The sequence below is a fragment of the Saliniradius amylolyticus genome (genome assembly GCF_003143555.1).
Taxonomy (GTDB): Bacteria; Pseudomonadota; Gammaproteobacteria; order Enterobacterales; family Alteromonadaceae; genus Saliniradius; species Saliniradius amylolyticus.
Genome location: NZ_CP029347.1, coordinates 1,714,409 through 1,739,273, shown reverse-complemented (window position 1 = coordinate 1,739,273; position 24,865 = coordinate 1,714,409). Strand labels below are relative to the sequence as shown.

Genomic DNA, 24,865 nt, shown 5'->3' with positions numbered 1-24,865 from the left:
TGTGATTATGCTCCTTTGTTTTCCAAAGTGTTTCTTATGGCTTCAAGTAGTGTGCGAGCGCTGAAGGGTTTGTGGATCAATTGCGTGTAGCTTTGATCGTTATTACGTCGCTCTGATTCATCGTAGTAGCCGCTGATCAACAGTACTGGTAATTTAAAACGATGCTTTACCTGACTGGCCAGTTCAAAACCTGACTGATGCTTCATGACCACGTCTGAGATCACCAGATCCACCGGTTGATGCTCCAGCACTTCTAAGGCCTGTTCGGCTGAATTCGCTGACAGCAATTGATAACCGTAGTGTTTGAGTGTGGTGGTCAGTACATCTGCCAGAGCAACCTCGTCATCCACGATTAGTAGGGTTTCATTCCCGTAGTAGGGTGGATTCATGACACTGTCCTCCTCCTTTTGAGTGTGCTCGTTTGCATCAATGGCCGGGAAGTACAAGCTGAACCGGGCGCCTTTATTGGGCTCGGAATCCACCTCAATAAATCCCGAGGCTCGATCGACGAATCCGTATACCTGGCTAAGCCCCAGCCCTGTGCCTTTTTCCTCATCTTTAGTCGAGAAAAAGGGTTCAAACAGTCGTTGTTTGACCTCTTCGGTCATGCCAATCCCTTCGTCTTCCACTTGCATGACCACCCATTGCCGTTTGACCACATCTTCTTCAGACTTGCTGGCTCCCTGATAATCATAGGTGCGAATGCTCAGTCTGCCCTGACCGTCCATGGCGTGTTTGGCGTTGATGCAAAGATTAAGCAGGGCGTCCTCAAACTCGCTCACATCCACGGAAACTTGTGGAAGATTGGGAGTAAGCGAAAAGTCTATTTCAATGGTTGGGGTGAGCGAGCGTTGTAACATTTCCCGCTGTTCTTCCAGTGTGTTGTTGATATTAATGGGCTTGGGCTCGGCGGCCCGCTTTCGGGTGAACTTTAACAAGCGGGAGGTGAGCCGTTCCCCGCGGTGACTGGCCTTGAGAATCTCGGCAGCGTATTGACGTAAGGCGTCATCATCCAGACTCATATCCAGCAGTTCGGCGTACCCTGAGACAATGCCGAGAAGATTGTTAAAGTCATGGGCAACACCACCGGTGAGTCGCCCTAATGCATCCATCTTCATCGAATGTTTGAGCTGTTGGTCTTTTTGCTTCTCTTGAGTAATGTCGGTGCAGCTACCGATGAAGTGTGGCTCTCCATCGTTGTTGGAGCCCGGCAATTTATTCACCGACAGTCGCATGGGAAACTCGGTCCCATCGGACTTAACACCCATGACTTCGCGGCTGGTACCGATGAGCTTGGTAATACCGGTGCGCATGTGTTCTGCCAGGTAATGGTCATGGTGCCGACGAATGTTGGCAGGCATCAGAATTTTAACGTTCTGACCTAATATATCCTGTTCTGAATAACCGAACAGGGTTTCGGCAGAGTGATTGAAGCTGGTGATCAGCCCGTGGTTATCGATGGTGATGATGGCATCCACCATGGAGTTGAGCATCTGTCGCTGTTCGAGTTCTTTTTGTTGAATTTTAAACAATAATCGGCGCTCGGCAGTGACGTCTTTAATAACCGAAATGACGCTTTCCACCTCACCCAGATCATTCAAAATAACGGTATTTTCCCACTCACAGAGGACCTCGCGACCATCCTGGCTAACGTTGGTATGGGTGCATTTATTATTGGTGCGGTTGACCACCACGTAATTGAGAATGGCGCTGTCATAAGCCCAGCGAATAGGAGCGATGATCAACGTATTGAGCGGATGCCCGATAGCCTCATCGGCAGAGTATCCAAACAGCTTTTCTGCAGAGTGATTCCAATTTAACACCGTAAATTCCGAATTCCACTCTATGACCGCCAGAGGCGTGTTTTCGATATGACTGGAGAGTTTGGAGGACAGACGATGCAGGTGCCGTTGTAGACGTTCGCGACTTAACTCGGCGCTCACGCGGCTGCAGAATAATTCCAGAGTGCTCTTAAGCCAATGGGGATCTTCAGGCTCCGACTCGTAAGATAATGTCATCACACCAATAGCCTGACCCTCGGCATCAAGCAAAGGCATTGCCTGGTAATAGTGTAAGTTCAGTAGATGATATATCTGATTGTTCGGGAACTCACTTTGCAGGTCGACACTATAATATCCTTGCTGTTGGAGGGTTGCCTGGCAAGGCGAGTTGTCGGTGTAATAACAAAATAAGGGATGCTCTTGGCCTTTATGGTTGGCTGCGATCACCATCATCTGATGAGGGCGTTTTATGGTTTCCCCGATAAATACAAAGTCAGCCTTGGTCAGGCGCTGTAGCTGTTTTACCAGGCTGTTAAAGAAGCTGTCTCCAGACCTGGCAGAACTGTCAGTGGCCAGTGCCTGTAAGGTGTTCTCTAGCTGGCGCTCTGCGGTCACATCGGACGCGATGCCGCCGGTGTAGCGCACATTACCTTGAGAGTCTTTGAGTGGAAACTCCTGATACAGAAAAGTTCTTGGTGTACGAGTCAAATGCTCAATTTCACGGGTGACAGGCAGTCCGCTATCGAGTACTTCTTGTTCCAGTGCCTGCAACTGTTCCAGAACGGCGCCCTCAAAAAGCTGCTGAGGGCGCTGGCCGATAATATGCTCCTGGGAGCGCCCGATAAATTCGGCAAAGGCATTGTTCGCCATTAGATATACCGAACGCCGGTCTTTTAAATAGACTAATGCCGGGGTATGACTATACATGGCGTTCAGAAGGTATTTTTGCTGCTGAGATTCGTAGCGCATCTGTTCAAGCGCAGACTCATCACTGATGATTAGAACGGCGCGCCGTTGTCCTTTACCGCCTCGGCTGAGACACGATAAGGTTAACGAGACCAGATGGGTATGGCCCGGGCCGGTTTTCAACTGACAGTCGGAAAAGCTGATGATATCGCCGCGGTTTGGCAGTAATTCGACCGCAGGGCGGCTGAGCAGGGAATGTCCCTGACGATCCTGAATGCCCATTAGAGATTCTACCTTTTTTCCCTGAAGCTGACTGGGTTCGCACTCCAGAAGTTGCAAGGCGGCGCTGTTGGCTTCTATCACCTCTTTATTGTGATCAAATATGAGCGCTGCATCCGGTATGCTTTGCAACAGAGCGGTAAATTCGCTTTGGGCGACAAACCGCACAGCGTCGTCGGGCTTATAACTTCCTGCATTATCAGGGGCAAGAACGGAGGGAGGAATAGAGGCATCAGGCTGTCTGGAAAAGTTGAGGTAGTGTGTGCCCGCTCCCTTCAATGGCGTGAACCTTTTGGTATATACGAGCCAAAATAAGTACCCCAGTAAGGCATTGATGATTAACACAGCTGGGAATATCTCGTTATTCAGCAATGTCTCCTGAGGTTCTTCTGGCAGGGGGACCAACAGGTATGAGGGAGCTTCGGAAGCCAGTCGCGCAGGTTGAGGGACGACCGGAAGCAGTGCAAGCCAGCGTTCCTGAGGGTGTATGATTTTTAAACTCCCCATGCCTGCGTGGAAGTTGCTGGATTTTAATGAGCGCTCTATTTCATCAGCGGATGGCAGACTAAGACTTTGAAAGTCTGGCTGATTGGGAATGAATGCGAGCTCTGAGTTCAGCAGTACCACCGGCATTTGAGGCCGAAGAGTTTTTATTTGCTCCCTCAGCCAAGTGGGATTGATGGTGTCGTCGTTCTGCCTGGCGGTGATACTCAGAATCTGCTGTTTAAGTTGAGTCAGTTCCGTGCGATACGGTTTGAGGAGATCATCATCGTCTGATAGCAGCATTAATATGAGGGCGTCCGCGACCAAGACGAATGCCCCCAGCAGAACAACCCAACGTCCCGTTGTTTTTCTTAACCCGGCCTGCCTTGTCATCTTTGACCTCCTTGGCTACACGAATTCGTACCCTGTCAGGCAATCGAATAGTTCGTGTAATAACTACGGCAATCGTTACAGAATAGTTTAATTATTAATCAATAAAACTTGATCTAACGTCATGACCAACTAGTAGTAGGTTAGTAAGAAAATCAAATCATGCCCCAAAATGTTTGGGCCTTACTTTTTGAAATGTAAAAGGATTTGTACGTGCTGCAGCTTTTTGCAAGACCACAATGGAGCCTGTTGTCGCTCGCTACCGTCATCTCGCTCGGTTTGATACTGACCGGCTTCGTACTGGTGGGGTGGGCCGTTATGGCTTTCGGCGCATGGCTCGCGGTAAAGTTTTCAGACACCCATAAAACCAACGATGAAGCCAAGGCCCGTTCTGACGGGGTGGATGAGGACTCCGGGGCGGCTGTGGGAGACGCCTCATTGTTGTTTAGCAGCATTGGTACGTCTTTGGATGAATGTAACGACGCATTAGAGCGAATACGTAGTACTCAAAGTGATGCGACGACGACGCTGACGCAGGCCTTTTCAGAATTACAGCAACAAATGGACAGTGAGCGGGAGTGGATAAAGCGCCTCACTTACACGAGCGAAGTCCAACATGGTAATGGTGACGAGTCGCCCGTGACACAAAGCCAGTATATGCACCAGTTTGCCAAAAGCACCGAGCATACCCTGGACCAGTTTATCAACACGACGGTCAATATGTCCGCCTCTTCCATGGACTTGCTCCAAAAGGTGAATCAGATCGATGAAGCCATGCCCGAGATCATGAAGGCTTTAAAAGACGTCGACGATATCGCTTCGCAAACGAACCTTCTGGCCCTGAATGCAGCCATCGAGGCGGCCCGTGCAGGAGAAGCAGGACGCGGCTTTGCAGTGGTTGCCGATGAAGTGCGAGCACTGTCCAATCGCTCGGCGGGATTCAGTCAGTCGATTCAACAGCAGTTGACTCAGATTCGTGATCAGATTGCCGAACTCACCCAGGCCATGGGTAAGGTTGCGGCTCAGGACGTGAGTTATGTAATGGACGCGAAAAAAGAAATCAACCAGGCACTGGACATGATTGTGGATAAAACCCAGGAAGACGAACAAACCATTGAAAAACTGGATGTGATAGCACAACAACTGGAAAGTTCGCTGAACCGGGTCATACGTGGCCTGCAGTTTGATGACATCAATGGACAACAGTTGGTGTTTGTGCAGCAGTCTTTGGTCGAAGTGGCTGAGTTGCTGGACTGTCACCAGCGTGATTCTGTCGACTCTTTAATCGAGAAGGCCCGGCGACGTGCCGATGAAGTGACCGAGCGGCTAACAGCCCAGCGCAATCCAGTATCTTCGTCCGACATGAACAGTGGCGATGTCGAACTGTTTTAACAAGGAGCTATGGATGAACGAAGATGTATCACGTATTCGACTGCCGGAAAGGTTTGACTTCGACCATCACAAGATATTCAGTCAGGCATATAAGGCCGCGCTCAACAAGCCTGGCTGCGCCAGCATTATACTGGATTTCAGTGATGTGGATTACCTGGACAGTTCCGCACTCGGTCTGATGGTCCTGTTGCACCGTGAGGCCAATTCTCAGGGCGTTTCACTGGCTATTGAGGGCGCATCGGGCGTTGCCCGGGACATTTTGAATATGGCGAATATGCAAAAGTTGTATGACTTCAGACAGTGAACAACTCACGCTGCCCCGATGCCTCTTGGTGCTCACGGATTCTCCGTCGAATGGGTTACTTTATGAAGATTTCTTCAGCTACAAAGGGTGTCTGGTTGACTGCATCGACTCTCAAGCTCTGCAAGGAAAGCGCATCAGCAAGAGCTACGAGTTTGTACTTGTGGATATGGAGTTGCCAGCCGATGAGCTGACGGAGCTACTAAAAAGGACCGCGGCGGCCTTGCCAGACCTTCCCCTCCTGGTGGTCAATACTGACGCGGACTTTCGGTGCATTGAGCAGTGCTTCCGGGTGGGAGTGAATGATTATGTTGTTAAGCCCGTTAATCTGGAACTGCTCTCGTTTAAGGTGAGCCAGCTCTATGGTGCAGAACAGCTGATTAAAGACGCGCGGCACCAGCAACATGCACTGCGTCATCTGGTTTACCAGCACCAGTTTAACCAAGAGATTGCACACAATGTGTATGAAAATATGCTGGCTCGATTCTCTACGCCGCTCCCATATTGTGACGTCGTGAAGGTCGCCGCTGACGAGTTTTGTGGAGACATATTTCTCACCGGAAAAGCGCCAAATGGGAATGTGTATTTGCTACTGGCCGATGCGACCGGTCACGGTTTGGCGGCCGCCATTCAAATATTGCCATTAGCGAATATTTTTCATGCGATGGTCGCGAAGGGGTGTGAGTTATCGCTGATGGCCGTTGAGCTTAATCAACGTCTTCATGACAGTGGACTGGGGGATCGCTTTGTGGCCTGTTGTCTGGTGGAGCTGAGCCAGAATGCCAGGGAGCTGAGGGTATGGAATGGCGGCATGCCTGATGTCCTTTTATTTGATGAACCAGGCAAGATAGTACATCGGTTTTCTTCACAACATATGGCATTGGGAGTGTTAGACAGAAAGTTGTTCAGTGTCGCCACAGAGAGAATGCCTATAGACGCAGGAACCCGTTTAGTGATGTTCAGTGATGGGGTTACTGAGCAGCGTAATCAGCACGGTGACTGGTTTGGCGAGCAGCGACTGCTAAATCTATTGGCAGAAACTGGTTCTTCACTGGAACAGCGTCTCATTGGGGCGCTTAATGAGTTTCTGGGGAACACTGATTATAAGGATGATATTACTGTTGCGGAAACGGATCTGACCCAGCTTCACAAATCTGTAGAAAACACCGAGCACTATAAGCAAATACCGCAGGGGTGTGTGGAAAGCAAGATTAGAGTGAGCGGCAGAATGCTCGGGGAAGCTGGCTTGCTGAACACCTTTAGCCAGCTATTAAAAAACATTTATCTACCGGAAGAAGTGCGCCACCGTGCCTACACGGTGTTCACCGAACTGTACAACAATGCACTGGATCACGGGATCTTACGCTTACCCTCTGAATTGAAAGATGATTTTGACGGGTTTGTTGACTACCTTGAACAGCGGGATAAGCGCAAACAGGCGTTATCGGAGAATGACTGGATCGAAATCACCATCCTTGTCAACAGCGCCCGTCAGTTGCTTCGACTGAGCATTAAAGATGATGGTGATGGGTATTCAAGCGAGGGGGATGGCAACGAAAGCGAGGCTTTTGGACGGGGCCTGATGTTAGTAAAACAATTATGTCACGCGGTTGAGGTGACGCCGCCCGGGAACGAAACAACAGTAACAGTGAAATGGGAAGACAATGAGTAAATCATTATTGATAGTGGACGATTCACCTTCAGTTCGGCAGATGGTTGAGGCAACACTTAAAAGTGCTAATTACAAAGTCAAGGCGGCTAAAGATGGTCAGGAGGGGCTGAACCTGGCGAAGTCAGAACAGTTTGACTTTGTCCTGACCGACCAGAATATGCCTAACATGGATGGCCTGACACTGATTAAGTCATTACGAGGACTCCCCGCCTATACCAGAACACCCATAATAGTGCTCACCACGGAAGCCAGCGATGAGATGAAAACTCAGGGTCGAGCTGCTGGCGCCACAGGCTGGATGGTAAAGCCGTTTGATCCCAGTAAGTTACTGGCAGTAGTGGCCAAGGTGCTGAATTAAACGTGCGGGATAATGGAGGGCCAGGATGTCCATCGATTTAAACCAGTTTAATGAAGTGTTTTTCGAGGAAAGCAGAGAACACCTGGAGCAGATGGAACAGCTGCTCATGGAGTTGGATCTGGTGGAGCCCGACAAGGAAGACTTAAACAGTATCTTCCGTGCTGCACACTCCATAAAAGGGGGCAGCGGTATATTCGGATTCACGGCTCTCACCGATGTTACTCATGTGATGGAGAACCTGCTCGACCGGGCTCGTAAAGGCGAATTCGAGCTACAGCACAGTGACGTGGATATCCTGCTATCTACCGTAGACCAATTGGGCAACTTGTTAGACTGCTATCAGCAGCAACAGGAGCCTGACTGGGAGGTGGTGACCCACGCAAAGTCCCAGCTTGAGCAACTATTAAGTCAAACCACGCCTGACCAAAGTACCACTGAGAAAACAGAAGACGACGGTTTTGGCTTCTTCGAACCCTTGCCCGAGTCCTCTGCGACTGACTCAAGTCAGGAGGAGGATTTTGGCTTCTTTGATGATGCGCCTGGCACACCAGAGACAACTTCAGAACAATCGTTAGAGAATAACCTAAAGGAGGGCGTCGATTACGGGATTTTTGAAAAGGAGCCTGTCGAAGGTCAGGACTATGGGTTGTTTCAGCCTCAAGAGCCAGGTTCAAAGCCTCAAGCTAATTTGGGCCGCCAACGTCAAAGCCCGGATCTGAAGCCCCAAAAATCCAAAGACAGCGGCTCTATACGTGTCGATATTCAGAAGATAGACAACCTCGTCAACCTGGTGGGGGAGCTGGTCATTACCCAGTCTATGCTCAATCTCATCGGTAAGGATGTGCCCGAGTCCATGGCCGATCGCACCCAGTCCGCGCTAACAGAACTTGAGCGCAATACCCGTGAAATCCAGGAAGCCGTGATGAGCGTGAGAATGCTGCCCATGTCCTTTGTGTTCAGTCGTTTTCCCCGCTTGGTTAGGGACTTAACGTCAAAAATGGGTAAAAAGGTCGAACTGCACCTGGAAGGGCAGCAAACGGAAATCGATAAGGGGCTGATTGAAAAAGTAGTGGATCCTCTGACTCACTTAGTTCGCAATAGTCTCGACCATGGCATTGAGACGCCGGAGCAGCGGCTGGCCATGGACAAGCCAGAACAGGGTAATCTCACATTAAAGGCGCAGCAGACCGGCGGCAACATCGTGCTTAGTATCATTGACGATGGGGCCGGCCTGAATCGCGATAAGATTCTGGCGAAGGCGCAGGAAAGTGGCCTTTCCATTCCTGATTCTCCCTCGGACGACCAGGTTTGGTCGCTCATTTTCGAGCCCGGATTTTCAACGGCGGAAACCGTTACCGACGTATCTGGTCGGGGTGTGGGGATGGATGTGGTCCGGCGTAATATTGAATCGTTAAATGGCCGGGTGGAAGTAAGCTCTCGTAAGGGGCGGGGAAGCCAGTTTGATATTCATTTACCACTGACCTTAGCCATTCTTGATGGGATGTGCGTCGCGGTTGGTGAACAAACCTTTGTGGTGCCGCTGACCAATATCGTCGAATCGATGCAACCGTCTGATGACCAGCTAAGAACCCTCAATAAAGAACACCTGCTGTGGAGCCGGGAAGTCTATTGGCCGCTTATCGATGTGCGCAGTTCGCTGCTGGATAAACGTCAGTCTGACTGCTTGCCGGTGACTGAGTCCATTGTGGTGCTGGTGGAGTCCGCCAATAAACGCTTTGGCTTGATTGTGGACGAACTGCAAGGTCAGCAGCAAGTGGTGATCAAGAGTCTTGAAAAGCATTATCGCCGTGTAGCCGGTATTGCCGGCGCGACCATCATGGGCGATGGCAGTGTTGCGCTGATACTGGATGTGGAGTCTTTGGCAAGTGGCGTAAGTCGCACTGAGCAATTTGTGGAGGAGACACTATGACTCAGCTGGCAGAACTGGCCGCCAATGGCGGGCAGCAAAAAGAGTTTCTGACCTTTGTATTGGGGGAGGAGCATTATGGATTGGACATTATGGCGGTGAAGGAAATTCGAGGCTATGAGCCGGTGACGTCTATTGCCAAGGCTCCACCGTTTATCAAGGGGGTATTAAATCTGCGCGGTGAGGTGGTGCCTATCGTGGATTTAAGACTGAAGTTTGACCTGGGAGAGGCTACGTATACCGAATTTACCATCGTTATTATGGTTACCGTTGCTGATCGCATTGTGGGCATTGTTGTCGATGCGGTGTCGGACGTGGTCAAACTGGAAGACGAAGACATTCGCCCGGCGCCGGAGTTTGGGGTTGCCTTTGATAGTCGGTATTTAGACGGTCTGGCGCCGCTGGACGACAAAATGGTGATTCTGGTGGACATTGAGGCTCTGATTACCAGTGACGAACTGGGCATTGTGGATAAAGTCAGAGCGACGGAAGTTTAATCACGGCCGCATCTGAAGGTTATAGCGACACATCGAAATTGGTGAGGAGGAAGCAAATGGGTGTGCTACAGGATATTTTTGGCAGTAAGGAAGTAACGAAACAACTGGACCAGGCGAATGCGATGCGCTCAGCGCTGGATGTGTGCCAGGCCAATGTGATGATCGCGGACAATAATATGGTTATCACATACATCAATCAGTCGCTCAAAGATATGTTGACTAAGAATGAGTCGGTATTGAGGCAGCACATTCCCTCTTTTTCCGTTGATACGCTGATCGGTCGGTGTGTGGATGATTTTCACAAGCAGCCGGCTCATCAGCGAGGGTTGATTAATAACCTGACCGATACCTATCAAACGCAGCTCAAGATTGGTGAGTTGAACTTCTCTTTGACGGCCAACCCCATGTTCGACAGTAACCATCAGCGCATTGGCACGGTGGTAGAGTGGGAAGATCAGACCAAAGAGATGGCCTCAAGAGAGCGCGAACGTCGAACGGCAAGAGAGAGCCGTCGAATCAGGCAGGCTCTGGACAATGTTCAAACCGGTACACTCATCGCCGATGATGACAATCAGGTCGTCTATGTTAATTCGGCCACGGAGAGAATGTTAAAACGTAATGAGGCGGAGCTCATCAAACGGGAATCAGGCTTTTCGGCCGATAAGCTTAAAGGGATGAGTCTGGCGAGCTTAATAGGAGCGATGGGAGTCAGTGATGCTGTGCAGCTCTCATCGGATCAGACTCAGGAATTAGACGTCAGGCTGGGCCGTCGCACTTTAGCGCTGACGGTAAATTCTATCATGAATGACGACAATGAACGCATTGGTATGGTGCTGGAGATCGAAGATCGCACCACCGAAGTCAATGCTGAGAAGGAGATCGGTAAGGTAGTTAAAGCGGCGGCAGCGGGGGACTTTTCTCAGCGTGTGGATGAGGAAGATAAAGACGGTTTCGAGCTCATGCTGGCAAAGAACCTGAATGAGCTCACAGATACCGCCGAGAAAGGGCTGGATGATGTGGCCCGGGTGATGCTGGCCGTTTCTGAAGGGGACCTGACGCAACACATTGATAAGGAGTATCAGGGACAGTTTGATAAGCTGAAACAGTATTGCAATCGCACCGTGGACAATCTTACTGAGATGATTGGTGAAATCCGCAGCAGTGCCGACACCATAACTACGGCCGCTACAGAGATTGCCCAAGGCAATACGGATTTATCCAGCCGTACCGAGCAACAGGCATCGAGTCTGGAAGAAACGGCTTCCAGCATGGAGGAACTCACGGGCACGGTGCAGCAAAATGCCGACAATTCTAAGCAGGCCAATTCCCTGTCCACTCAATCTACCAAAGTCGCCGAAGACGGAGGGAAACTGATCCAGGAAGTGGTGACCACCATGGCCGCTATTAATGAATCAGCGCGCAAAATTTCGGACATCATCGGTGTAATCGATGGTATTGCATTCCAGACCAACATCCTGGCATTGAACGCCGCCGTTGAGGCAGCGCGAGCAGGGGATCAGGGGCGCGGGTTTGCCGTAGTGGCATCGGAAGTGCGGAGTCTGGCCCAGCGTTCTGCCGACGCAGCCAAAGACATCAAAGGTCTTATCAATGACTCGGTTGAGAAAATTGAGAACGGGAATAATTTGGTTAACCAGTCCGGTGAGACAATGAAAGAAGTGGTGGACTCCATTCAACGGGTCAGCGACCTTATGTCTGAAATTGCTGCTGCGTCGGTACAGCAGTCTTCGGGAATTGAGGAAGTAACCAAAGCGGTTACCCAGATGGACGAGATGACCCAGCAAAATGCGGCCTTGGTCGAGCAGTCTGCCGCGTCGGCAGAGTCTCTGCAAGGCCAGGCTGAACAAATGACCCGTCGGGTGATGACCTTTAAACTGGATAACCAACCTGCCGCGGTGGCTCCGGTGCCAGTGGCTGCTCCGGCTAAAACCAATGGCAGTGGTCAGCCGCAGCTGCAAGGACGGGCTCACATTCCGACAACACCGAGCGAGGATGAGTGGGAAGAGTTTTAACCTATGAGCGCAGGAAGAGAGTTTGAGTACCGCTCACAGGATTTTAATAGCGTCAGGCAAACGCTCTACACGTTAACCGGGATCCGGTTGGCGGACTCAAAAGACTCAATGGTCTATAGCCGCTTGAGTCGAAGGCTTCGCCTGTTGAAACTGCGTCGTTTTGAGGACTATCTGGATTACCTGGAGCAGGACCAGTCCGAAGCGGAGCATTTTATCAACGCTCTGACCACTAATCTGACCTCGTTTTTCAGGGAGCCTCATCATTTTGAGGTGTTGGCTCAGTATTTACGGCATTACCCAGGGACAAAGCGCATCTGGTGTGTAGCTGCCAGTACGGGGGAAGAGCCATACTCCATTGCCATGACCGTCGCCCAGACGTTTGGGCGGTTCGACGTGCCTATTGAGATCATCGCCTCGGATATTGATAGTGGGGTTTTAAATGCTGCACAAGCCGGTATTTACAACCTGGATCGTATTGGCAATTTATCCGACACGCTGAAAAAGCAATTTTTCCACAAGGGAACAGGAGCTAACGCGGGTAAAGTCAGGGTCGTGCCTGAATTACGCAAGATGGTAGAGTTTCAGCGCATCAACTTGCTGGACGCCCAGTGGCCGATTCAAGGGCAAATGGACATTATATTTTGCCGTAATGTAATGATTTACTTCGACCGTTCGACACAGCTTAGGGTTCTGCAGAAGCTGGTGTTGCTACTCAAAGATACCGGCATCTATGTTGCCGGCCACTCGGAAAACTTTAGCGGTGCCAAGGACGTCGTCAAGTCGATGGGGAATACGGTGTACTATCCAAGCCGAGCAGGGAGGGCCCCCTTATGAGCGCGGAATTTCAGGACCCGCACCTTGCGCCAACGCGTTATTATGATCGTCACTTCAGTATGTCTGCGGTTAAAATTCTGCCCGGGGAGTTTTACGTTACCCACGATCCGCAAACTCTGATTGTTACCGTGTTGGGTTCTTGTGTGTCTGTGTGTCTGAGAGATCCTGTATTGGGGGTGGCCGGTATGAACCATTTTCTATTGCCGGAAACCAACGACACTGACAGTATAATATCTGCCTCTGCCCGCTACGGCAGCTACGCGATGGAGCTGCTGATTAATCATCTTTTAAAGCTCGGCGCCAAACGAGACCGGCTGGAAGCTAAGGTCTTTGGTGGCGGTAATGTGCTAAGGGGGGTGACGGTGACTAACGTGGGGCAACGTAATGTGGATTTCACGCTGGACTTTTTGGGTAACGAGCAGATTCCCATTGTGGCCAGCGACTTATTGCAGCAGTACCCCCGAAAGGTCTACTTTTTCCCTAAAGACGGTAAGGTGCTGGTGAAAAAGATTAAGTCGTTGCACAATGCCACTATTATTGAGCGCGAAAGCGAATATCGGTTGAACATTCGCAAGGCCCCTCAGGGTGGTGAGGTGGACTTATTTTAGGAGCCCTATGAGTATCAATGTGTTGGTGGTGGATGATTCGGCTCTGATTCGCCGAATCTTGAGTGAGATCATCAATCAAACCCCGGACCTGAACCTGGTAGGAACGGCACCTGATGCTTATGTTGCCAGGGATATGGTCAGGGCTCTGAGTCCCGATGTGATCACACTGGATGTGGAGATGCCAAAGGTCGATGGACTGACGTTTCTGGACAAGCTGATGAAGGCTAAGCCAACGCCGGTATTAATGGTTTCAACCCTCACCGAAGAGGGCGCCGAAGTGACTCTCAAAGCCTTGGAGTTAGGGGCGGTGGATTTTATCGCCAAGCCTAAAATTGGGGTTGTTGCCGGTATGGAAGCCTATCGTGAACTCATTGTCAGTAAAATACGCGCCGTGGCTCAGGCCCATGTCAGTGCGAGAGCGTACATACCCACTCAGGCGAAAGCGCTGGTTAAGTTCAGTACCACCGAGAAGCTGATCGGTATTGGCGCGTCGACCGGAGGCACTGAAGCCATCCATGCGGTGCTGAGTATGATGCCTGCTGACTCTCCGGCTGTGGTGATCACGCAGCATATGCCTGCAGGCTTTACCCACTCCTTTGCTGAGCGACTGAACCTGAACTCGGCCATGGCCGTCTCTGAAGCCCGACACGGCGAGCGCTTATTACCCGGCCACGCCTATATTGCGCCGGGTGGCATTCATATGGTGGTGAAGCGTAGCGGCGCCAATTACCAAATCGAGTTAGAGGACTCCGAGCGTATGAGCAGTCATAAGCCCTCAGTCGATAAGCTGTTTTTCTCACTGGCGGACGCAGCCGGTGCGAATACCGCCGCTGTCATTCTAACCGGCATGGGCCGGGATGGGGCCGCAGGGCTCAGGGCCATACGTGAAGCAGGCGGGCGCACTGCCGCTCAGGATGAGAAAAGCTCGCTGATTTATGGTATGCCCAAAGAAGCCTGGCTAAACAAAGGGGCCGAACTGCAGTTATCGCTGGAAAATGTGCCAGCCTGGCTGGCGACCACGGTCTCCCAGATGGGCCGCTCGGTCCGAATATAAAAGGCGCTTGATTAGAAGGTTTTTTGACCCCTTAGACATGGTTACAGAGCACTGTGTTGCTGTCACCAACCTGACTCGAAACCAAAGGAAATTAATGTAAGGGAAATGATGCGCCGGAATTGATTCGTACTGGCGACCATTGGACCGGGCCATAAGAGAGTGGTGGTGCTGGCACCAATCTGATTCGAAACCAAAGGGAATTAATGTAAGAGAAATGATGCGCCGGAATTGATTCGTACTGGCCGACCATTGGACCGGGTCATAAGAGAGCGGTGGTGTTGGCACCAATCTGATTCGAAACCAAAGGAAATTAATTTAAGAGAAATGGTGCGCCGGAATTGATTCGTACTGGCCGACCATTGGACCGGGTCATAAGAGAGCGGTGGTGCTGGCACCAACCTGACTCGAAACCAGGGAAATTAATTTAAGGGAAATGATGCGCCGGAATTGATTCGTACTGGCGACCATTGGACCGGGCCATAAGAGAGTGGTGGTGCTGGCACCAATCTGATTCGAAACCAAAGTGAATTAATGTAAGAGAAATGATGCGCCGGAATTGATTCGTACTGGCCGACCATTGGACTGGGTCATAAGAGAGCGGTGGTGTTGGCACCAATCTGATTCGAAACCAAAGTGAATTAATGTAAGAGAAATGGTGCGTTCGAGTAGATTCGAACTACCGACCCCCACCATGTCAAGGTGGTGCTCTAACCAACTGAGCTACGAACGCACTGAATATTGCTAGCGACTTCGACACCGGAAGCGTCCAAATCGGCGCGTATCATATCGACACTGCCCGACCCGTGCAAGCCGTTTTTAAAGTCACGGTTATCGATTGTCGATTTTATCGACATATTCACGGGACTCTGGACTTAGCGGGCTCGCAGCTTACGTTTCAGCAGGGCGGAATCCAGCCTTCGGGCGCTGCGACTCATGGCTTTTTGCCCCATTTTCAAAAAGCGCCTGGCCGGTGACCATTCCGATGCCAGCAGAAAAAGCCCGATGACTTGTAACAGAATAGTACCCGGGATAAAGAAAAATACCGTCCCCAAGATGAACAGGACTGCGCCCAAGCCGAGTTTAAAGGTTCGTTTCATAATATCTCCTGCAACCTGATACCTTTTGTTATAAATCATTTCAGCCTGTCTTATTGTGTAAAAGTGTTACAGAGCATGTCCGCCAGGCTGGGAAGGCCACGGGCAGCCTTGTATACTAGGCGAAAATTTTCAGAACAGTTTGCCCATGTTACCGCGAATCCACAGTGACGCCGCTTTACAGCAGCACTTTAAAGATTACCTTACCCAGCTCGCTGAGCAGGGGTTTCAGGGTGATATCGAAACCGGGTACTCCAATCGCCTGGCAGTGGCGACGGATAACTCGGTCTATCAGCGTCTGCCGCAGGCGGTGATTCATCCTAAAGATGTTAAGGATCTCTGCCTTATCGGTCGGCTTGGCAAGGTTTATCCCAAGGTCAGCTTTTCGGCCCGGGGCGGTGGCACCGGTACCAATGGTCAATCGTTGACCAGTGGTATCGTGGTTGATCTATCCCGGCACATGAACAAAATCCTGGAGTTTAATCAGCAGGAAGGCTGGGTAAGAGTGCAAGCCGGTGTGGTAAAAGACCAGTTGAATGCCTTCTTAAAGCCATACGGCTACTTTTTTGCACCTGACTTGTCCACCAGTAACCGCGCCACAATTGGCGGGATGATCAATACCGATGCCTCGGGACAAGGGTCTCTGGTGTACGGCAAAACCAGCGATCATGTACTGGCGCTGCGTTCGGTATTGGCCGATGGCCGAGTTCTGGACACTCAGCCTATGGCTACAGAGACGGTGGAAACCCAGGGTGAACAACTCCCGGAGCGGTCCATTTATCAGCAGGTGCTGACCAGCTGTCGGGATAAGCGTGAGCAGATCCTGGCCAAGTTCCCACGCATGAATCGTTTTCTTACCGGCTATGACCTGGAGCATGTGTTTAATGACGATCTGAGTCAGTTTGACTTAAGTCGGGTGATCACGGGCTCGGAAGGGTCGCTGGCTTTTGTGGCCGAAGCGAAGCTCAACGTAACGCCCATCGCGCGCTGCAAAGCCCTGGCGAATGTTAAATACGATTCGTTCGAGTCTGCGCTGCGTCATGCGCCACAGATGGTTGAGGCCAGAGCCACCTCGGTGGAGACGGTGGACTCTAAAGTTTTGAATCTGGCTCGCGAAGACATCATCTGGCATGAGGTCAGTGACCTGATTCAGGATGTTCCCGGCAAGGAGCTGCAAGGCCTGAATATGGTGGAATATAACGCCAGCGAACAGGCCGATATGGATGACAAAATCACCGAGCTGAAACAGCGACTGGATGCTGATATCAAACAGCAGAAAAACGGTGTTATCGGCTATCAGATAACCTATGAGAGCGCCGAAATCGGTAAGATTTACGCCATGCGTAAGAAAGCCGTTGGCCTGTTAGGCAAAACCAAGGGTCGCCAGAAACCGCTTGCCTTTGCTGAGGATACGGCGGTGCCGCCGGAGAATCTGGCTGACTTTATTATGGAATTTCGCGCTTTGCTGGACAGCAAGGGGCTGAATTACGGCATGTTTGGTCACGTGGATGCTGGAGTCTTGCACGTTCGCCCGGCGCTGGACCTGTGCGATCCTGAGCAGGAAGCGCTGATGCACAGCATTTCCGACGAAGTGGTGGCGCTGGTCGCCAAATACGGTGGACTGATGTGGGGTGAGCACGGCAAGGGGTATCGCAGCGAATATGGGCCGGAGTTTTTCGGTGAGGAACTGTTTACCGAGCTGCGTAAGATCAAGGCCGTCTTTGATCCCCATAACCAGATGAACCCAGGGAAGATCTGTACTCCTTATGGCAGTGAGGCCGAATTGGTGAAGGTCAGTGATACCAAGCGGGCGCACTTTGATAAGCAAATTCCCATTGCGGTCAGAGACAGCTACCGACCTGCCATGGACTGCAACGGCAATGGCCTGTGCTTTAACTATGATGCTGCTTCGCCCATGTGCCCTTCATTTAAAATCACCGGTGACCGAAGACATAGTCCCAAAGGCCGGGCAGGCATGGTGCGAGAGTGGCTGAGACTGCTCAGTGGGCAGAACCTGGACCCGGATGCGCTGGAGAAGCAGGCCATGCCCTCCTGGTGGCAACGCTGGCGCAATAGCCGCGCGTCGGCCAATGACGCCGATTTTTCTCATGAGGTGAGGGAGGTCATGGATGGTTGTCTGGCCTGTAAGGCCTGTGCCAGCCAGTGTCCGGTAAACGTGGATGTTCCCTCGTTTCGGGCGCGTTTTTTGAATCTGTATTACCAGCGCTATGCCAGGCCGCTAAAGGACTATATGGTGGCCAATATTGAGAAAATGGCCCCCAGACTAGCGAAGATGCCGCGATTGGTTAATACCTTTACCCAGCTACCGCCGAGTCGCTGGCTGCTCAAAAAAGTGTTGGGTTATGTAGATACGCCGGTGTTATCGACGCCCACATTGGCCGATCATACCCGTAACCTGCCTGAATTCGATCTGGCGCAGTTACAGCAGCTACCGGATGAACAGCGACAGAAGCATGTACTGATCGTGCAGGACCCTTTTACCAGCTTTTACGAGGCTCAACTGGTGGCCGATTTCGCCAGCCTGGTTGAGCGACTGGGTTATCAGCCGGTGGTCTTACCTTTTGTGCCTAATGGTAAACCTCAGCACGTGAAAGGTTTCTTACGTCAGTTTGCCGATACCGCCAAGACGGCGGCGGAGTTCCTAAACCAGGTACATCACTTAAAGATACCCATGATCGGCATGGATGCCTCCTTGGTACTCTGTTACCGCGATGAATACCAGCAGGTACTAGGTGAGCAGCGCGGTGATTTTCAGGTACTATTGGCGCATGAATGGCTTCAAGGCGTTGAATTGCCAGAGCTGAGCGTTAAGGACAAAGAGTTTGCGCTCTTTGCTCACTGTACGGAAAAAACGGCGTTGCCCGCCAGCGAAAAGCAATGGCAGCAGGTCTTCTCGAAGCTGGGGGCTCAGTTAACCCCGATATCTGTGGGCTGTTGTGGTATGGCTGGTACCTATGGCCATGAGGCCAGTCACCTCGATCAGTCCCGGGGATTGTTTGAGTTAGGTTGGCAACCTAAGCTTGCCGACTGTAACCCCGATCAGGTATTGGCTACCGGTTACTCGTGCCGCAGTCAGGTACAGCGGTTTGCCAGCTTTAAGCCTAAGCACCCCATTCAAGCATTATTACAACTACTACAGGAAGCAAAAGATGACAGAACAAACCCAGCCTAAGACCCAGGAAGAAATCAGTCAGTGGGTTCGTGAACAGTTTCAAAATGCCAATAAATTTTTGGCTGAGCAGGGTATTTTAGTGGATTCGGTGGTGGCGGAAGAAAGCCGCTATCTGCCACCTTTGGTGGCGGTATGGAAGCTCAAAGATAACAAGAAACAGGGGTACTGGGTCATTGGTGGCGATCTGCCTGCGGATGTGGTTACCGAGTCGGCCGCCGAAGATGCTCGTGCCGCCATCAAGCACTTTTCCCTGAACTGGCAGATGAAGGCGTCAAACCTTCGAGGCATGGAGTCGCCCACCGAAGAACAGGAGCGTTTTGCCCAGATACTGGAAACCAAGGCAGAAAACCTCTATGCGCTGGCGAGCCGCGAGGAGTTTTGGTCTAACCAATAAACCCGTTGTCGGCCCATGCCCTTTACGTGGATCTGACCCTTGTCGATAAAGCTGAACTGGTCTTTGCACAGCCTATAGGTGGCTTCAGATACCTGAATCTGCTGACTGACACCCTGGCTTTCCATGCGGGAAGCCAGGTTCACGTTATCTCCCCAAATATCGTAGCTGAATCTGTATTTACCAATGATTCCGGCCACTAATTCGCCACTATTAATGCCGATACGCAGACCGTTTGCCAGCCCATAACGGTGAGTGATGTCGTTATAGGTGTCCAGCATGGCGATGGCACAGCGGCAGCAGCGTTGTGCATGATCATCATTCGGCACCGGCACACCTGAAACGGCCATATACTCATCGCCATTCGTCTTGATTTTCTCCAGCCCGTGTTGTTCTAACAGGTGATCGAAAGCGCTGTAGATAGTGTTTAGATAATCGACTAATTCCGTCGGTGCGCGGGTCTTGCTGATTTCACTGAAGCCTTCGATATCGGTGAACAGTACGGTTGCGTTATCAAAATAGTCGGCCACTGGCTGGCGAGATGTCTGCAAACGCCTGGCAATGGGTTTGGGCAGGATACTCAATAACAGACTTTCCGAACGTTGCTGCTCAAAGGCCAGTCTCTGCCAACTTTTGTGGTGATCCTGGTGGATCAGATAGGCGGCTAACAGCGCTGCCAGCGCAAAGCTGATGCGGTTCAACCCGGCGACCGTTTGCTGGTAATCAATGGATGTCTGAGCGCTGAATACTGTTGACGGGCTAAGTTCAACAGCGGCATAGCTTGCGGTGAGAAGTAGCAGTGCTAAGGCGATTTCCAGCCGTTGCTGGCCAGAAAACAGAAACGGGCACAAAAACAGACCCATTAACAAAAAATCGTGACTGTGGCTCAATCGCCCCAGGTGGCCGCTGGTCTGCAGTATATAAGTGATAAATAGCAGGATCAGTGCCCAACGTCCGTAAAAGGGCCTGAGGTAGTGATTGAGTAGCGGGATAGCAGTACAAAGCGAGGCGTACAATACGATCAGCACTGCCTGTCTATGGCCGCCTTCAGACCAAAAATGCAGGCAAAGGCCCAATTGTAATACGAGCAAGATAGCGAAGAGGAGGGCTATGATATTGCTTAGCCGAATATGACTGGCGTTGCTGGAATGATTCGGTTTGACGCCAGCGTTAAGCCACAGGCTGAATCGCGCCATGGTAATCTGTCCCTGATTGCGACCCCGGAGTCTGAGTATAGATCAGACAATCCGGGGAGCAATGGAACAGTGAATCAGGCAAGCAGTTGTTCAGTTAACTGAATAGCGCGGCCAATATAGTTGGCCGGAGTCAGTTGTTTTAATTCATCCTTAGCTGCTTCTGGCAGCTCCAGGCTGTCGATAAACTCTTGCATGCCCTTTTGGTCAACCCGTTTACCACGAGTCAGCTCTTTGAGTTTCTCGTAGGGCTTCTCGATGCCATAGCGGCGCATCACGGTCTGAATCGGCTCGGCCAGCAGTTCCCAGTTACTGTTCAGCTCATCCAACAGGCTCTGCTCGTTCACTTCTAACTTGCTGATGCCTTTGAGGCTCGCCTGATAGGCGATCAGGGAGTAGCCCATGCCCACACCCAGATTTCGCAATACCGTTGAGTCTGTCAGATCGCGCTGCCAGCGTGAGATAGGCAGCTTGGCCGCCAGATGATCGAAGATAGCATTGGCGATACCCAGATTACCCTCGGAGTTCTCAAAGTCGATGGGGTTAACCTTGTGTGGCATAGTCGAAGAACCGATTTCACCCGCCACGGTCTTCTGTTTAAAGTGGCCCAGAGCGATATAGCCCCAGATATCGCGGTCAAAGTCGATCAGGATGGTATTAAAACGAGCCACCGCATCGAATAGCTCAGCAATATAGTCATGCGGTTCTATCTGAGTGGTGTAGGGATTCCAGCTGATGCCCAGCGAGGTCACAAACTGTTCGGAAATAGCAGGCCAGTCCAGTTCAGGATACGCCGACAGGTGCGCATTGTAATTGCCTACCGCACCATTGAGCTTGCCCAACAGTTCTACCGCGGCGATCTGATCGCGCTGACGCTGCAGGCGGACCATCACATTGGCCATTTCCTTGCCCATGGTGGTGGGGGAGGCAGGTTGCCCATGAGTGCGGGCCATCATCGGTACGGCCTTAAACTGCTCGGCCAGCTTACGGATGGCGGCAATAATCTTATCACAGTAGGGCAGGATGACCTGCTCACGAGCTTCTTTGAGCATCAGACCATGAGACAGGTTGTTAATGTCTTCTGAGGTGCAGGCGAAGTGAATAAACTCAGTGACGTTGTTGAGCTCGTCGTTATTGGCAACTTGTTCTTTTAAGAAATACTCGACCGCTTTGACATCGTGGTTGGTGGTGGCTTCGATGTTTTTAATGCGTTCGGCATCGGCTTCGCTGAAGTTGTCCACGATAGCGTTCAGACGTTCATTGGCAGCTTGGCTAAACGCCGGCACTTCGCCGATTTGGTGAATGCTGGCCAACATCTGTAACCAACGTACTTCCACCTGAACGCGGTATTTAATCAGGCCATATTCGCTGAAAACGGGCCGCAGTTCGATGGTCTTATTGCCGTATCGGCCATCAACCGGACACAGAGCGGTTAATGCACTTAGTTCCATGGGAGGACTCCTAATCTATGGATCTTGGGATCTGGTTAAGCGCCTGAGCAGCACAGGCATGTATTTTACGTCGGTGAAACAGGATTTGGCGGCGTTTGCCACCCAGCTGCCGCCACAATACCGCGGCACGAATCCCGGCCAACAGTGACGCTCGGATTCGATTCTGAATGTTGGGCTTTTTCAGTAAAGGCTGGGAGCCGCCAACCTGGATCTTTGGACCAGCGGGGCTGATGACATCGGAATACACACTGGCAAAATTAGCCAGATAGGTTTCATCGAGCAACTCGTAAAGCGTCTGTTGGCGTTTAAGCTGCTCAATGCGCTGGCCCAGCGCCTGCATCACTTTGGACTGACGACTGAGCTTGCGTTCCAGGCTCAGCAGGCTGGCAACATACTTGGTCAGCTCGGCATCCTTACCGGCCTGACGGTCACTGAGCTGGTTTTCCAGTACCTTCAGCCCTAAATGCAAGCCTCTGATACCGCCGAACACCGACTCGGTATCGCTGGGGTCGGTCTCTATAATACTCTTCATGCTGCCTGTCAGGGCCGCTTCATCGGCGTCCCCTTTGCGGGCAAACGCCTGAGTCAGGGCGGCTGCCTGACAGACGCCCGCCAATGCCAGGCATTGGTCTCGATTATATTCAGTCATGATTACGCAGATATTGTTCGATAATGCCGCCACCCAGACAAACGTCGTCCTGATAGAACACCGCCGATTGACCCGGAGTAACGGCCTTTTGTGGTTGGTCGAAATGGACGTGCACACAGCCACTGTCCTGAGGGACGACTCGACACGGGATGTCGTGCTGACGGTAGCGGGTTTTTACCACACAGCGAATTTCGTCCGTGGGGCCTTTGCGATCCACCCAGTCTAACTGGTTGGCGATCAGGCCATCGGAATAGAGCAGGGGATGGTCGCTGCCCTGAGCGGCAATCAACACGTTACGTTCGGTGTCTTTTGCCACGACATACCAGGGATCATCGCCATAGTCTTGCAGTCCACCGATGTGCAGGCCTTTACGTTGACCCAGTGTGTGGTACATCAGGCCGTCATGGCGACCAATCACTTCCCCTTCCGGCGTTTCAATGTTGCCTGGCTGGGCAGGCAGGTATTGGCTTAAGAAGTCCTTAAACTTGCGCTCGCCAATAAAACAGATGCCGGTGCTGTCTTTCTTATCGTGAGTGATCAGACCCTGCTGTTCGGCAATGGCACGAACTTCGGGTTTTTCCAGTTCACCAAGTGGGAATAATGTTTGGGCTACCTGGTGTTCACTAATGCCATAGAGGAAATAGCTCTGATCTTTGTTGTCGTCTAAACCTCGCAACAATTGCCACTGACCATCCTGAGAACGTCGGCGAACATAGTGCCCCGTGGCGATATAGTCGGCACCCAGATCTTCAACCGCAAACTCTAAGAAGGCCTTAAACTTGATTTCCTTGTTGCACATGATATCCGGGTTGGGAGTGCGGCCAGCCTTATATTCGGCCAGAAAATATTCAAACACATTATCCCAGTACTCGGCGGCAAAATTGATGGTGCGCAGCTTAATACCGAGCTTATCAGCCACAGCCTGAGCGTCTTTCAAGTCTTCGGCGGCGGCGCAGTATTCATCGTTATCGTCTTCTTCCCAGTTTTTCATAAACAGGCCTTCGACGTCATAACCCTGCTGTTGAAGCAAGTAAGCCGAGACCGAGGAGTCGACGCCGCCGGACATGCCGACAATGACTTTGATCGCACTGTTGTCTGCCATAGGGGAAGTGTAGTACCACTGTATGCTGTAAAAAAGGAGCGCGAATTTTAGCAGAGTCTGGCCAATTTTGGCATAGGGTATTTTTTGCCTGACAATTGTCGCCTACAACGACGGTTCAGTAGCGGGGAGAAAACGATGGAGAATGGATAGCGGGTATTCGTGACCCTTCAGATAATCGACAATACTGCTAAGTACTAGTGGGCTGCGTAATTTTCTCTCTTCATCCAGTTCACGAATTTGTTCTAAGCTCAGCCAGTGGCACCGAATGATGCTGGGATCTCTGGGGGCCGTGCCCACGGGCTCGTCCAAAGCCAGGGAGAAGTTAAACCGCAAGTAAGAGCGATCTTCCCGAGGCACATCAAACAGGTAAATGCCGGTTAACGCCTGAGGTGACAAGTCGAGCCCGGTTTCTTCCCATAACTCCCGTTTGGCGCCATCCACCACGTCTTCGTCTGTTTTTAAGTGGCCTGCCGGTTGGTTAAACACCACCTTGCCCTGAATCTTTTCTTCCACGAGTAAGAAACGCCGCTGTGCTTCCACAACGGTGGCAACAGTAATATGAGGCCTGACCATGGAGACGTCCTGTTAAAAAATCCATTACTTCAATAACAAATAGTCGCCGTTGTCGATACCGTCAATGGTCCACTGACCAATTCGATAGCGCACCAGACGCAGGGTGGGATGCCCAATGGCGGCCGTCATTCGCCGTACCTGCCGATTGCGACCTTCTGTAAGAGTGATGCTCAGCCAGGTGGTCGGCACGGTCTTTCGGTAACGCACAGGCGGCTGGCGAGGCCAGAGCTCGGGCTCGGCCATGATCTCGACCTTGGCCGGTTTGGTCAGGCCATCTTTAAGCTCAACGCCTTTTCTGAGTCGCTCCAGATCTGCTTCATCTGGCGCGCCTTCCACCTGCACCCAATAAGTCTTGGAGGTTTTATGTTTAGGGTTGGCGAGCTTGTGCTGCAGTTTTCCGTCGTTGGTCAGCACCAGCAGGCCTTCGCTGTCTTTGTCCAAACGTCCGGCGGCGTAAATCCCTTCAATGGGAATAAAGTCCTTCAGCGTTCGCCGGCCCTGACCGTCGGTGAACTGGGTTAAAACGTCGAAGGGTTTGTTAAACAGCACAATCTTCTTAGGCTGATGTGAGGCCCCGTGTGAATTGCGCTTTGCTGACCGGTACGGTCTGTGGGGGCCTGAGGATTTATTGGATCGTCGGTGTGGGGCAGGCAAAACCAACTCCATCTGTCGTTATTACAGTTAATGGGATGATAGTAACAAAGTCG

The 24,865-nt window shown here is 51.4% G+C and carries 20 protein-coding genes and 1 tRNA gene; 12 read left to right on the top strand and 9 right to left on the bottom strand.

The annotated features are described in order from the left end of the window. Positions 1-5 precede the first annotated feature (5 nt). A complete protein-coding gene (locus HMF8227_RS08155) occupies positions 6-3,842 on the bottom strand; it encodes a PAS domain S-box protein (RefSeq protein WP_109339714.1) in 3,837 nt (1,278 codons plus the stop codon). Positions 3,843-4,052: 210 nt separating this feature from the next. On the opposite strand from HMF8227_RS08155, the gene HMF8227_RS08150 reads away from it, so the two are divergent. Genes HMF8227_RS08150 through HMF8227_RS08105 form a run of 10 tightly spaced genes read left to right on the top strand, consistent with a single transcriptional unit; the run spans position 4,053 to position 14,512 of the window. After that, positions 4,053-5,231 (top strand): methyl-accepting chemotaxis protein, encoded by a 1,179-nt coding sequence (locus HMF8227_RS08150; RefSeq protein WP_109339713.1) that lies wholly within the window; start codon positions 4,053-4,055, stop codon positions 5,229-5,231. A gap of 13 nt (positions 5,232-5,244) precedes the next feature. After that, complete coding sequence (locus HMF8227_RS08145) at positions 5,245-5,535, top strand: STAS domain-containing protein (RefSeq protein WP_109339712.1); 291 nt, start codon at positions 5,245-5,247, stop codon at positions 5,533-5,535. Then, positions 5,519-7,204, top strand: coding sequence for an ATP-binding SpoIIE family protein phosphatase (locus HMF8227_RS08140; protein ID WP_109339711.1), 1,686 nt, complete (start codon positions 5,519-5,521; stop codon positions 7,202-7,204). Before HMF8227_RS08145 ends, HMF8227_RS08140 begins: the two co-directional genes overlap by 17 nt. Beyond that, on the top strand, positions 7,197-7,562 hold the full coding sequence (locus tag HMF8227_RS08135; RefSeq protein ID WP_109339710.1) for a response regulator: 366 nt from the start codon (positions 7,197-7,199) through the stop codon (positions 7,560-7,562). Before HMF8227_RS08140 ends, HMF8227_RS08135 begins: the two co-directional genes overlap by 8 nt. Before the next feature lie 25 nt (positions 7,563-7,587). Continuing rightward, complete coding sequence (locus tag HMF8227_RS08130; RefSeq protein ID WP_109339709.1) at positions 7,588-9,492, top strand: chemotaxis protein CheA; 1,905 nt, start codon at positions 7,588-7,590, stop codon at positions 9,490-9,492. Continuing rightward, positions 9,489-9,986 carry a chemotaxis protein CheW gene (locus HMF8227_RS08125; RefSeq protein WP_109339708.1) on the top strand — a complete coding sequence of 166 codons (498 nt, stop codon included), beginning with the start codon at positions 9,489-9,491 and terminating at the stop codon, positions 9,984-9,986. The genes HMF8227_RS08130 and HMF8227_RS08125 overlap by 4 nt, the downstream gene beginning before the upstream one ends. 56 nt (positions 9,987-10,042) lie before the next feature. Further along, positions 10,043-12,016 (top strand): methyl-accepting chemotaxis protein, encoded by a 1,974-nt coding sequence (locus HMF8227_RS15255; RefSeq protein WP_109339707.1) that lies wholly within the window; start codon positions 10,043-10,045, stop codon positions 12,014-12,016. A gap of 3 nt (positions 12,017-12,019) precedes the next feature. Next, a complete protein-coding gene (locus HMF8227_RS08115) occupies positions 12,020-12,850 on the top strand; it encodes a CheR family methyltransferase (RefSeq protein WP_109339706.1) in 831 nt (276 codons plus the stop codon). Next, positions 12,847-13,458 carry a chemoreceptor glutamine deamidase CheD gene (gene cheD / locus HMF8227_RS08110; protein ID WP_109339705.1) on the top strand — a complete coding sequence of 204 codons (612 nt, stop codon included), beginning with the start codon at positions 12,847-12,849 and terminating at the stop codon, positions 13,456-13,458. The genes HMF8227_RS08115 and cheD overlap by 4 nt, the downstream gene beginning before the upstream one ends. Before the next feature lie 7 nt (positions 13,459-13,465). Then, a complete protein-coding gene (locus HMF8227_RS08105; protein ID WP_109339704.1) occupies positions 13,466-14,512 on the top strand; it encodes a protein-glutamate methylesterase/protein-glutamine glutaminase in 1,047 nt (348 codons plus the stop codon). A 653-nt stretch (positions 14,513-15,165) separates the two neighbouring features. Here HMF8227_RS08105 and HMF8227_RS08100 read toward each other — a convergent pair. Both HMF8227_RS08100 and HMF8227_RS08095 read right to left on the bottom strand, forming a co-directional pair. Next, a tRNA-Val gene (locus tag HMF8227_RS08100) sits at positions 15,166-15,242 on the bottom strand. Positions 15,243-15,384: 142 nt separating this feature from the next. After that, positions 15,385-15,609, bottom strand: a complete 225-nt coding sequence (locus HMF8227_RS08095) for a tellurium resistance protein TerC (RefSeq protein ID WP_109339703.1) — start codon at positions 15,607-15,609, stop codon at positions 15,385-15,387. A 145-nt stretch (positions 15,610-15,754) separates the two neighbouring features. Between HMF8227_RS08095 and ydiJ the strand changes: the two genes are divergently transcribed. Both ydiJ and HMF8227_RS08085 read left to right on the top strand, forming a co-directional pair. Beyond that, positions 15,755-18,799 (top strand): D-2-hydroxyglutarate dehydrogenase YdiJ, encoded by a 3,045-nt coding sequence (gene ydiJ / locus HMF8227_RS08090; RefSeq protein WP_109339702.1) that lies wholly within the window; start codon positions 15,755-15,757, stop codon positions 18,797-18,799. Next, positions 18,777-19,193 carry a DUF4826 family protein gene (locus HMF8227_RS08085; protein ID WP_109339701.1) on the top strand — a complete coding sequence of 139 codons (417 nt, stop codon included), beginning with the start codon at positions 18,777-18,779 and terminating at the stop codon, positions 19,191-19,193. The genes ydiJ and HMF8227_RS08085 overlap by 23 nt, the downstream gene beginning before the upstream one ends. Here the strand turns inward: HMF8227_RS08085 and HMF8227_RS08080 are convergent. The 6 genes from HMF8227_RS08080 to HMF8227_RS08055 all read right to left on the bottom strand — a co-directional run bounded on the left by HMF8227_RS08080 (position 19,151) and on the right by HMF8227_RS08055 (position 24,824). After that, positions 19,151-20,386 carry an adenylate/guanylate cyclase domain-containing protein gene (locus HMF8227_RS08080; RefSeq protein WP_109339700.1) on the bottom strand — a complete coding sequence of 412 codons (1,236 nt, stop codon included), beginning with the start codon at positions 20,384-20,386 and terminating at the stop codon, positions 19,151-19,153. The two genes, HMF8227_RS08085 and HMF8227_RS08080, sit on opposite strands and share 43 nt — an antisense overlap. A gap of 74 nt (positions 20,387-20,460) precedes the next feature. After that, positions 20,461-21,834 (bottom strand): adenylosuccinate lyase, encoded by a 1,374-nt coding sequence (gene purB / locus HMF8227_RS08075; RefSeq protein WP_109339699.1) that lies wholly within the window; start codon positions 21,832-21,834, stop codon positions 20,461-20,463. 10 nt (positions 21,835-21,844) lie between these two features. After that, positions 21,845-22,483, bottom strand: coding sequence for a high frequency lysogenization protein HflD (hflD, locus tag HMF8227_RS08070; RefSeq protein ID WP_109339698.1), 639 nt, complete (start codon positions 22,481-22,483; stop codon positions 21,845-21,847). Beyond that, positions 22,476-23,585: a tRNA 2-thiouridine(34) synthase MnmA gene (mnmA, locus tag HMF8227_RS08065; RefSeq protein WP_109339697.1), complete on the bottom strand. Its 1,110-nt coding sequence runs from the start codon at positions 23,583-23,585 to the stop codon at positions 22,476-22,478. Before mnmA ends, hflD begins: the two co-directional genes overlap by 8 nt. Positions 23,586-23,687: 102 nt before the next feature. Continuing rightward, the gene (locus HMF8227_RS08060; RefSeq protein WP_109339696.1) at positions 23,688-24,158 is read right to left on the bottom strand and encodes an NUDIX hydrolase; all 471 of its coding nucleotides are present in this window, start codon (positions 24,156-24,158) and stop codon (positions 23,688-23,690) included. A 24-nt stretch (positions 24,159-24,182) separates the two neighbouring features. Next, positions 24,183-24,824 (bottom strand): pseudouridine synthase, encoded by a 642-nt coding sequence (locus HMF8227_RS08055; protein WP_109339695.1) that lies wholly within the window; start codon positions 24,822-24,824, stop codon positions 24,183-24,185. Positions 24,825-24,865: the final 41 nt, after the last annotated feature.

What these genes read in the sequence shown, in the direction of transcription:
- HMF8227_RS08155 (WP_109339714.1), bottom strand. Translation starts at nt 3,842, where the DNA reads ATGACAAGGCAGGCCGGGTTAAGAAAAACAACGGGACGTTGGGTTGTT.
- HMF8227_RS08145 (WP_109339712.1), top strand. Translation starts at nt 5,245, where the DNA reads ATGAACGAAGATGTATCACGTATTCGACTGCCGGAAAGGTTTGACTTC.
- HMF8227_RS08140 (WP_109339711.1), top strand. Translation starts at nt 5,519, where the DNA reads ATGACTTCAGACAGTGAACAACTCACGCTGCCCCGATGCCTCTTGGTG.
- HMF8227_RS08135 (WP_109339710.1), top strand. Translation starts at nt 7,197, where the DNA reads ATGAGTAAATCATTATTGATAGTGGACGATTCACCTTCAGTTCGGCAG.
- HMF8227_RS08130 (WP_109339709.1), top strand. Translation starts at nt 7,588, where the DNA reads ATGTCCATCGATTTAAACCAGTTTAATGAAGTGTTTTTCGAGGAAAGC.
- HMF8227_RS08125 (WP_109339708.1), top strand. Translation starts at nt 9,489, where the DNA reads ATGACTCAGCTGGCAGAACTGGCCGCCAATGGCGGGCAGCAAAAAGAG.
- HMF8227_RS15255 (WP_109339707.1), top strand. Translation starts at nt 10,043, where the DNA reads ATGGGTGTGCTACAGGATATTTTTGGCAGTAAGGAAGTAACGAAACAA.
- HMF8227_RS08115 (WP_109339706.1), top strand. Translation starts at nt 12,020, where the DNA reads ATGAGCGCAGGAAGAGAGTTTGAGTACCGCTCACAGGATTTTAATAGC.
- cheD (WP_109339705.1), top strand. Translation starts at nt 12,847, where the DNA reads ATGAGCGCGGAATTTCAGGACCCGCACCTTGCGCCAACGCGTTATTAT.
- HMF8227_RS08105 (WP_109339704.1), top strand. Translation starts at nt 13,466, where the DNA reads ATGAGTATCAATGTGTTGGTGGTGGATGATTCGGCTCTGATTCGCCGA.
- HMF8227_RS08095 (WP_109339703.1), bottom strand. Translation starts at nt 15,609, where the DNA reads ATGAAACGAACCTTTAAACTCGGCTTGGGCGCAGTCCTGTTCATCTTG.
- ydiJ (WP_109339702.1), top strand. Translation starts at nt 15,755, where the DNA reads ATGTTACCGCGAATCCACAGTGACGCCGCTTTACAGCAGCACTTTAAA.
- HMF8227_RS08085 (WP_109339701.1), top strand. Translation starts at nt 18,777, where the DNA reads ATGACAGAACAAACCCAGCCTAAGACCCAGGAAGAAATCAGTCAGTGG.
- HMF8227_RS08080 (WP_109339700.1), bottom strand. Translation starts at nt 20,386, where the DNA reads ATGGCGCGATTCAGCCTGTGGCTTAACGCTGGCGTCAAACCGAATCAT.
- purB (WP_109339699.1), bottom strand. Translation starts at nt 21,834, where the DNA reads ATGGAACTAAGTGCATTAACCGCTCTGTGTCCGGTTGATGGCCGATAC.
- hflD (WP_109339698.1), bottom strand. Translation starts at nt 22,483, where the DNA reads ATGACTGAATATAATCGAGACCAATGCCTGGCATTGGCGGGCGTCTGT.
- mnmA (WP_109339697.1), bottom strand. Translation starts at nt 23,585, where the DNA reads ATGGCAGACAACAGTGCGATCAAAGTCATTGTCGGCATGTCCGGCGGC.
- HMF8227_RS08060 (WP_109339696.1), bottom strand. Translation starts at nt 24,158, where the DNA reads ATGGTCAGGCCTCATATTACTGTTGCCACCGTTGTGGAAGCACAGCGG.
- HMF8227_RS08055 (WP_109339695.1), bottom strand. Translation starts at nt 24,824, where the DNA reads ATGGAGTTGGTTTTGCCTGCCCCACACCGACGATCCAATAAATCCTCA.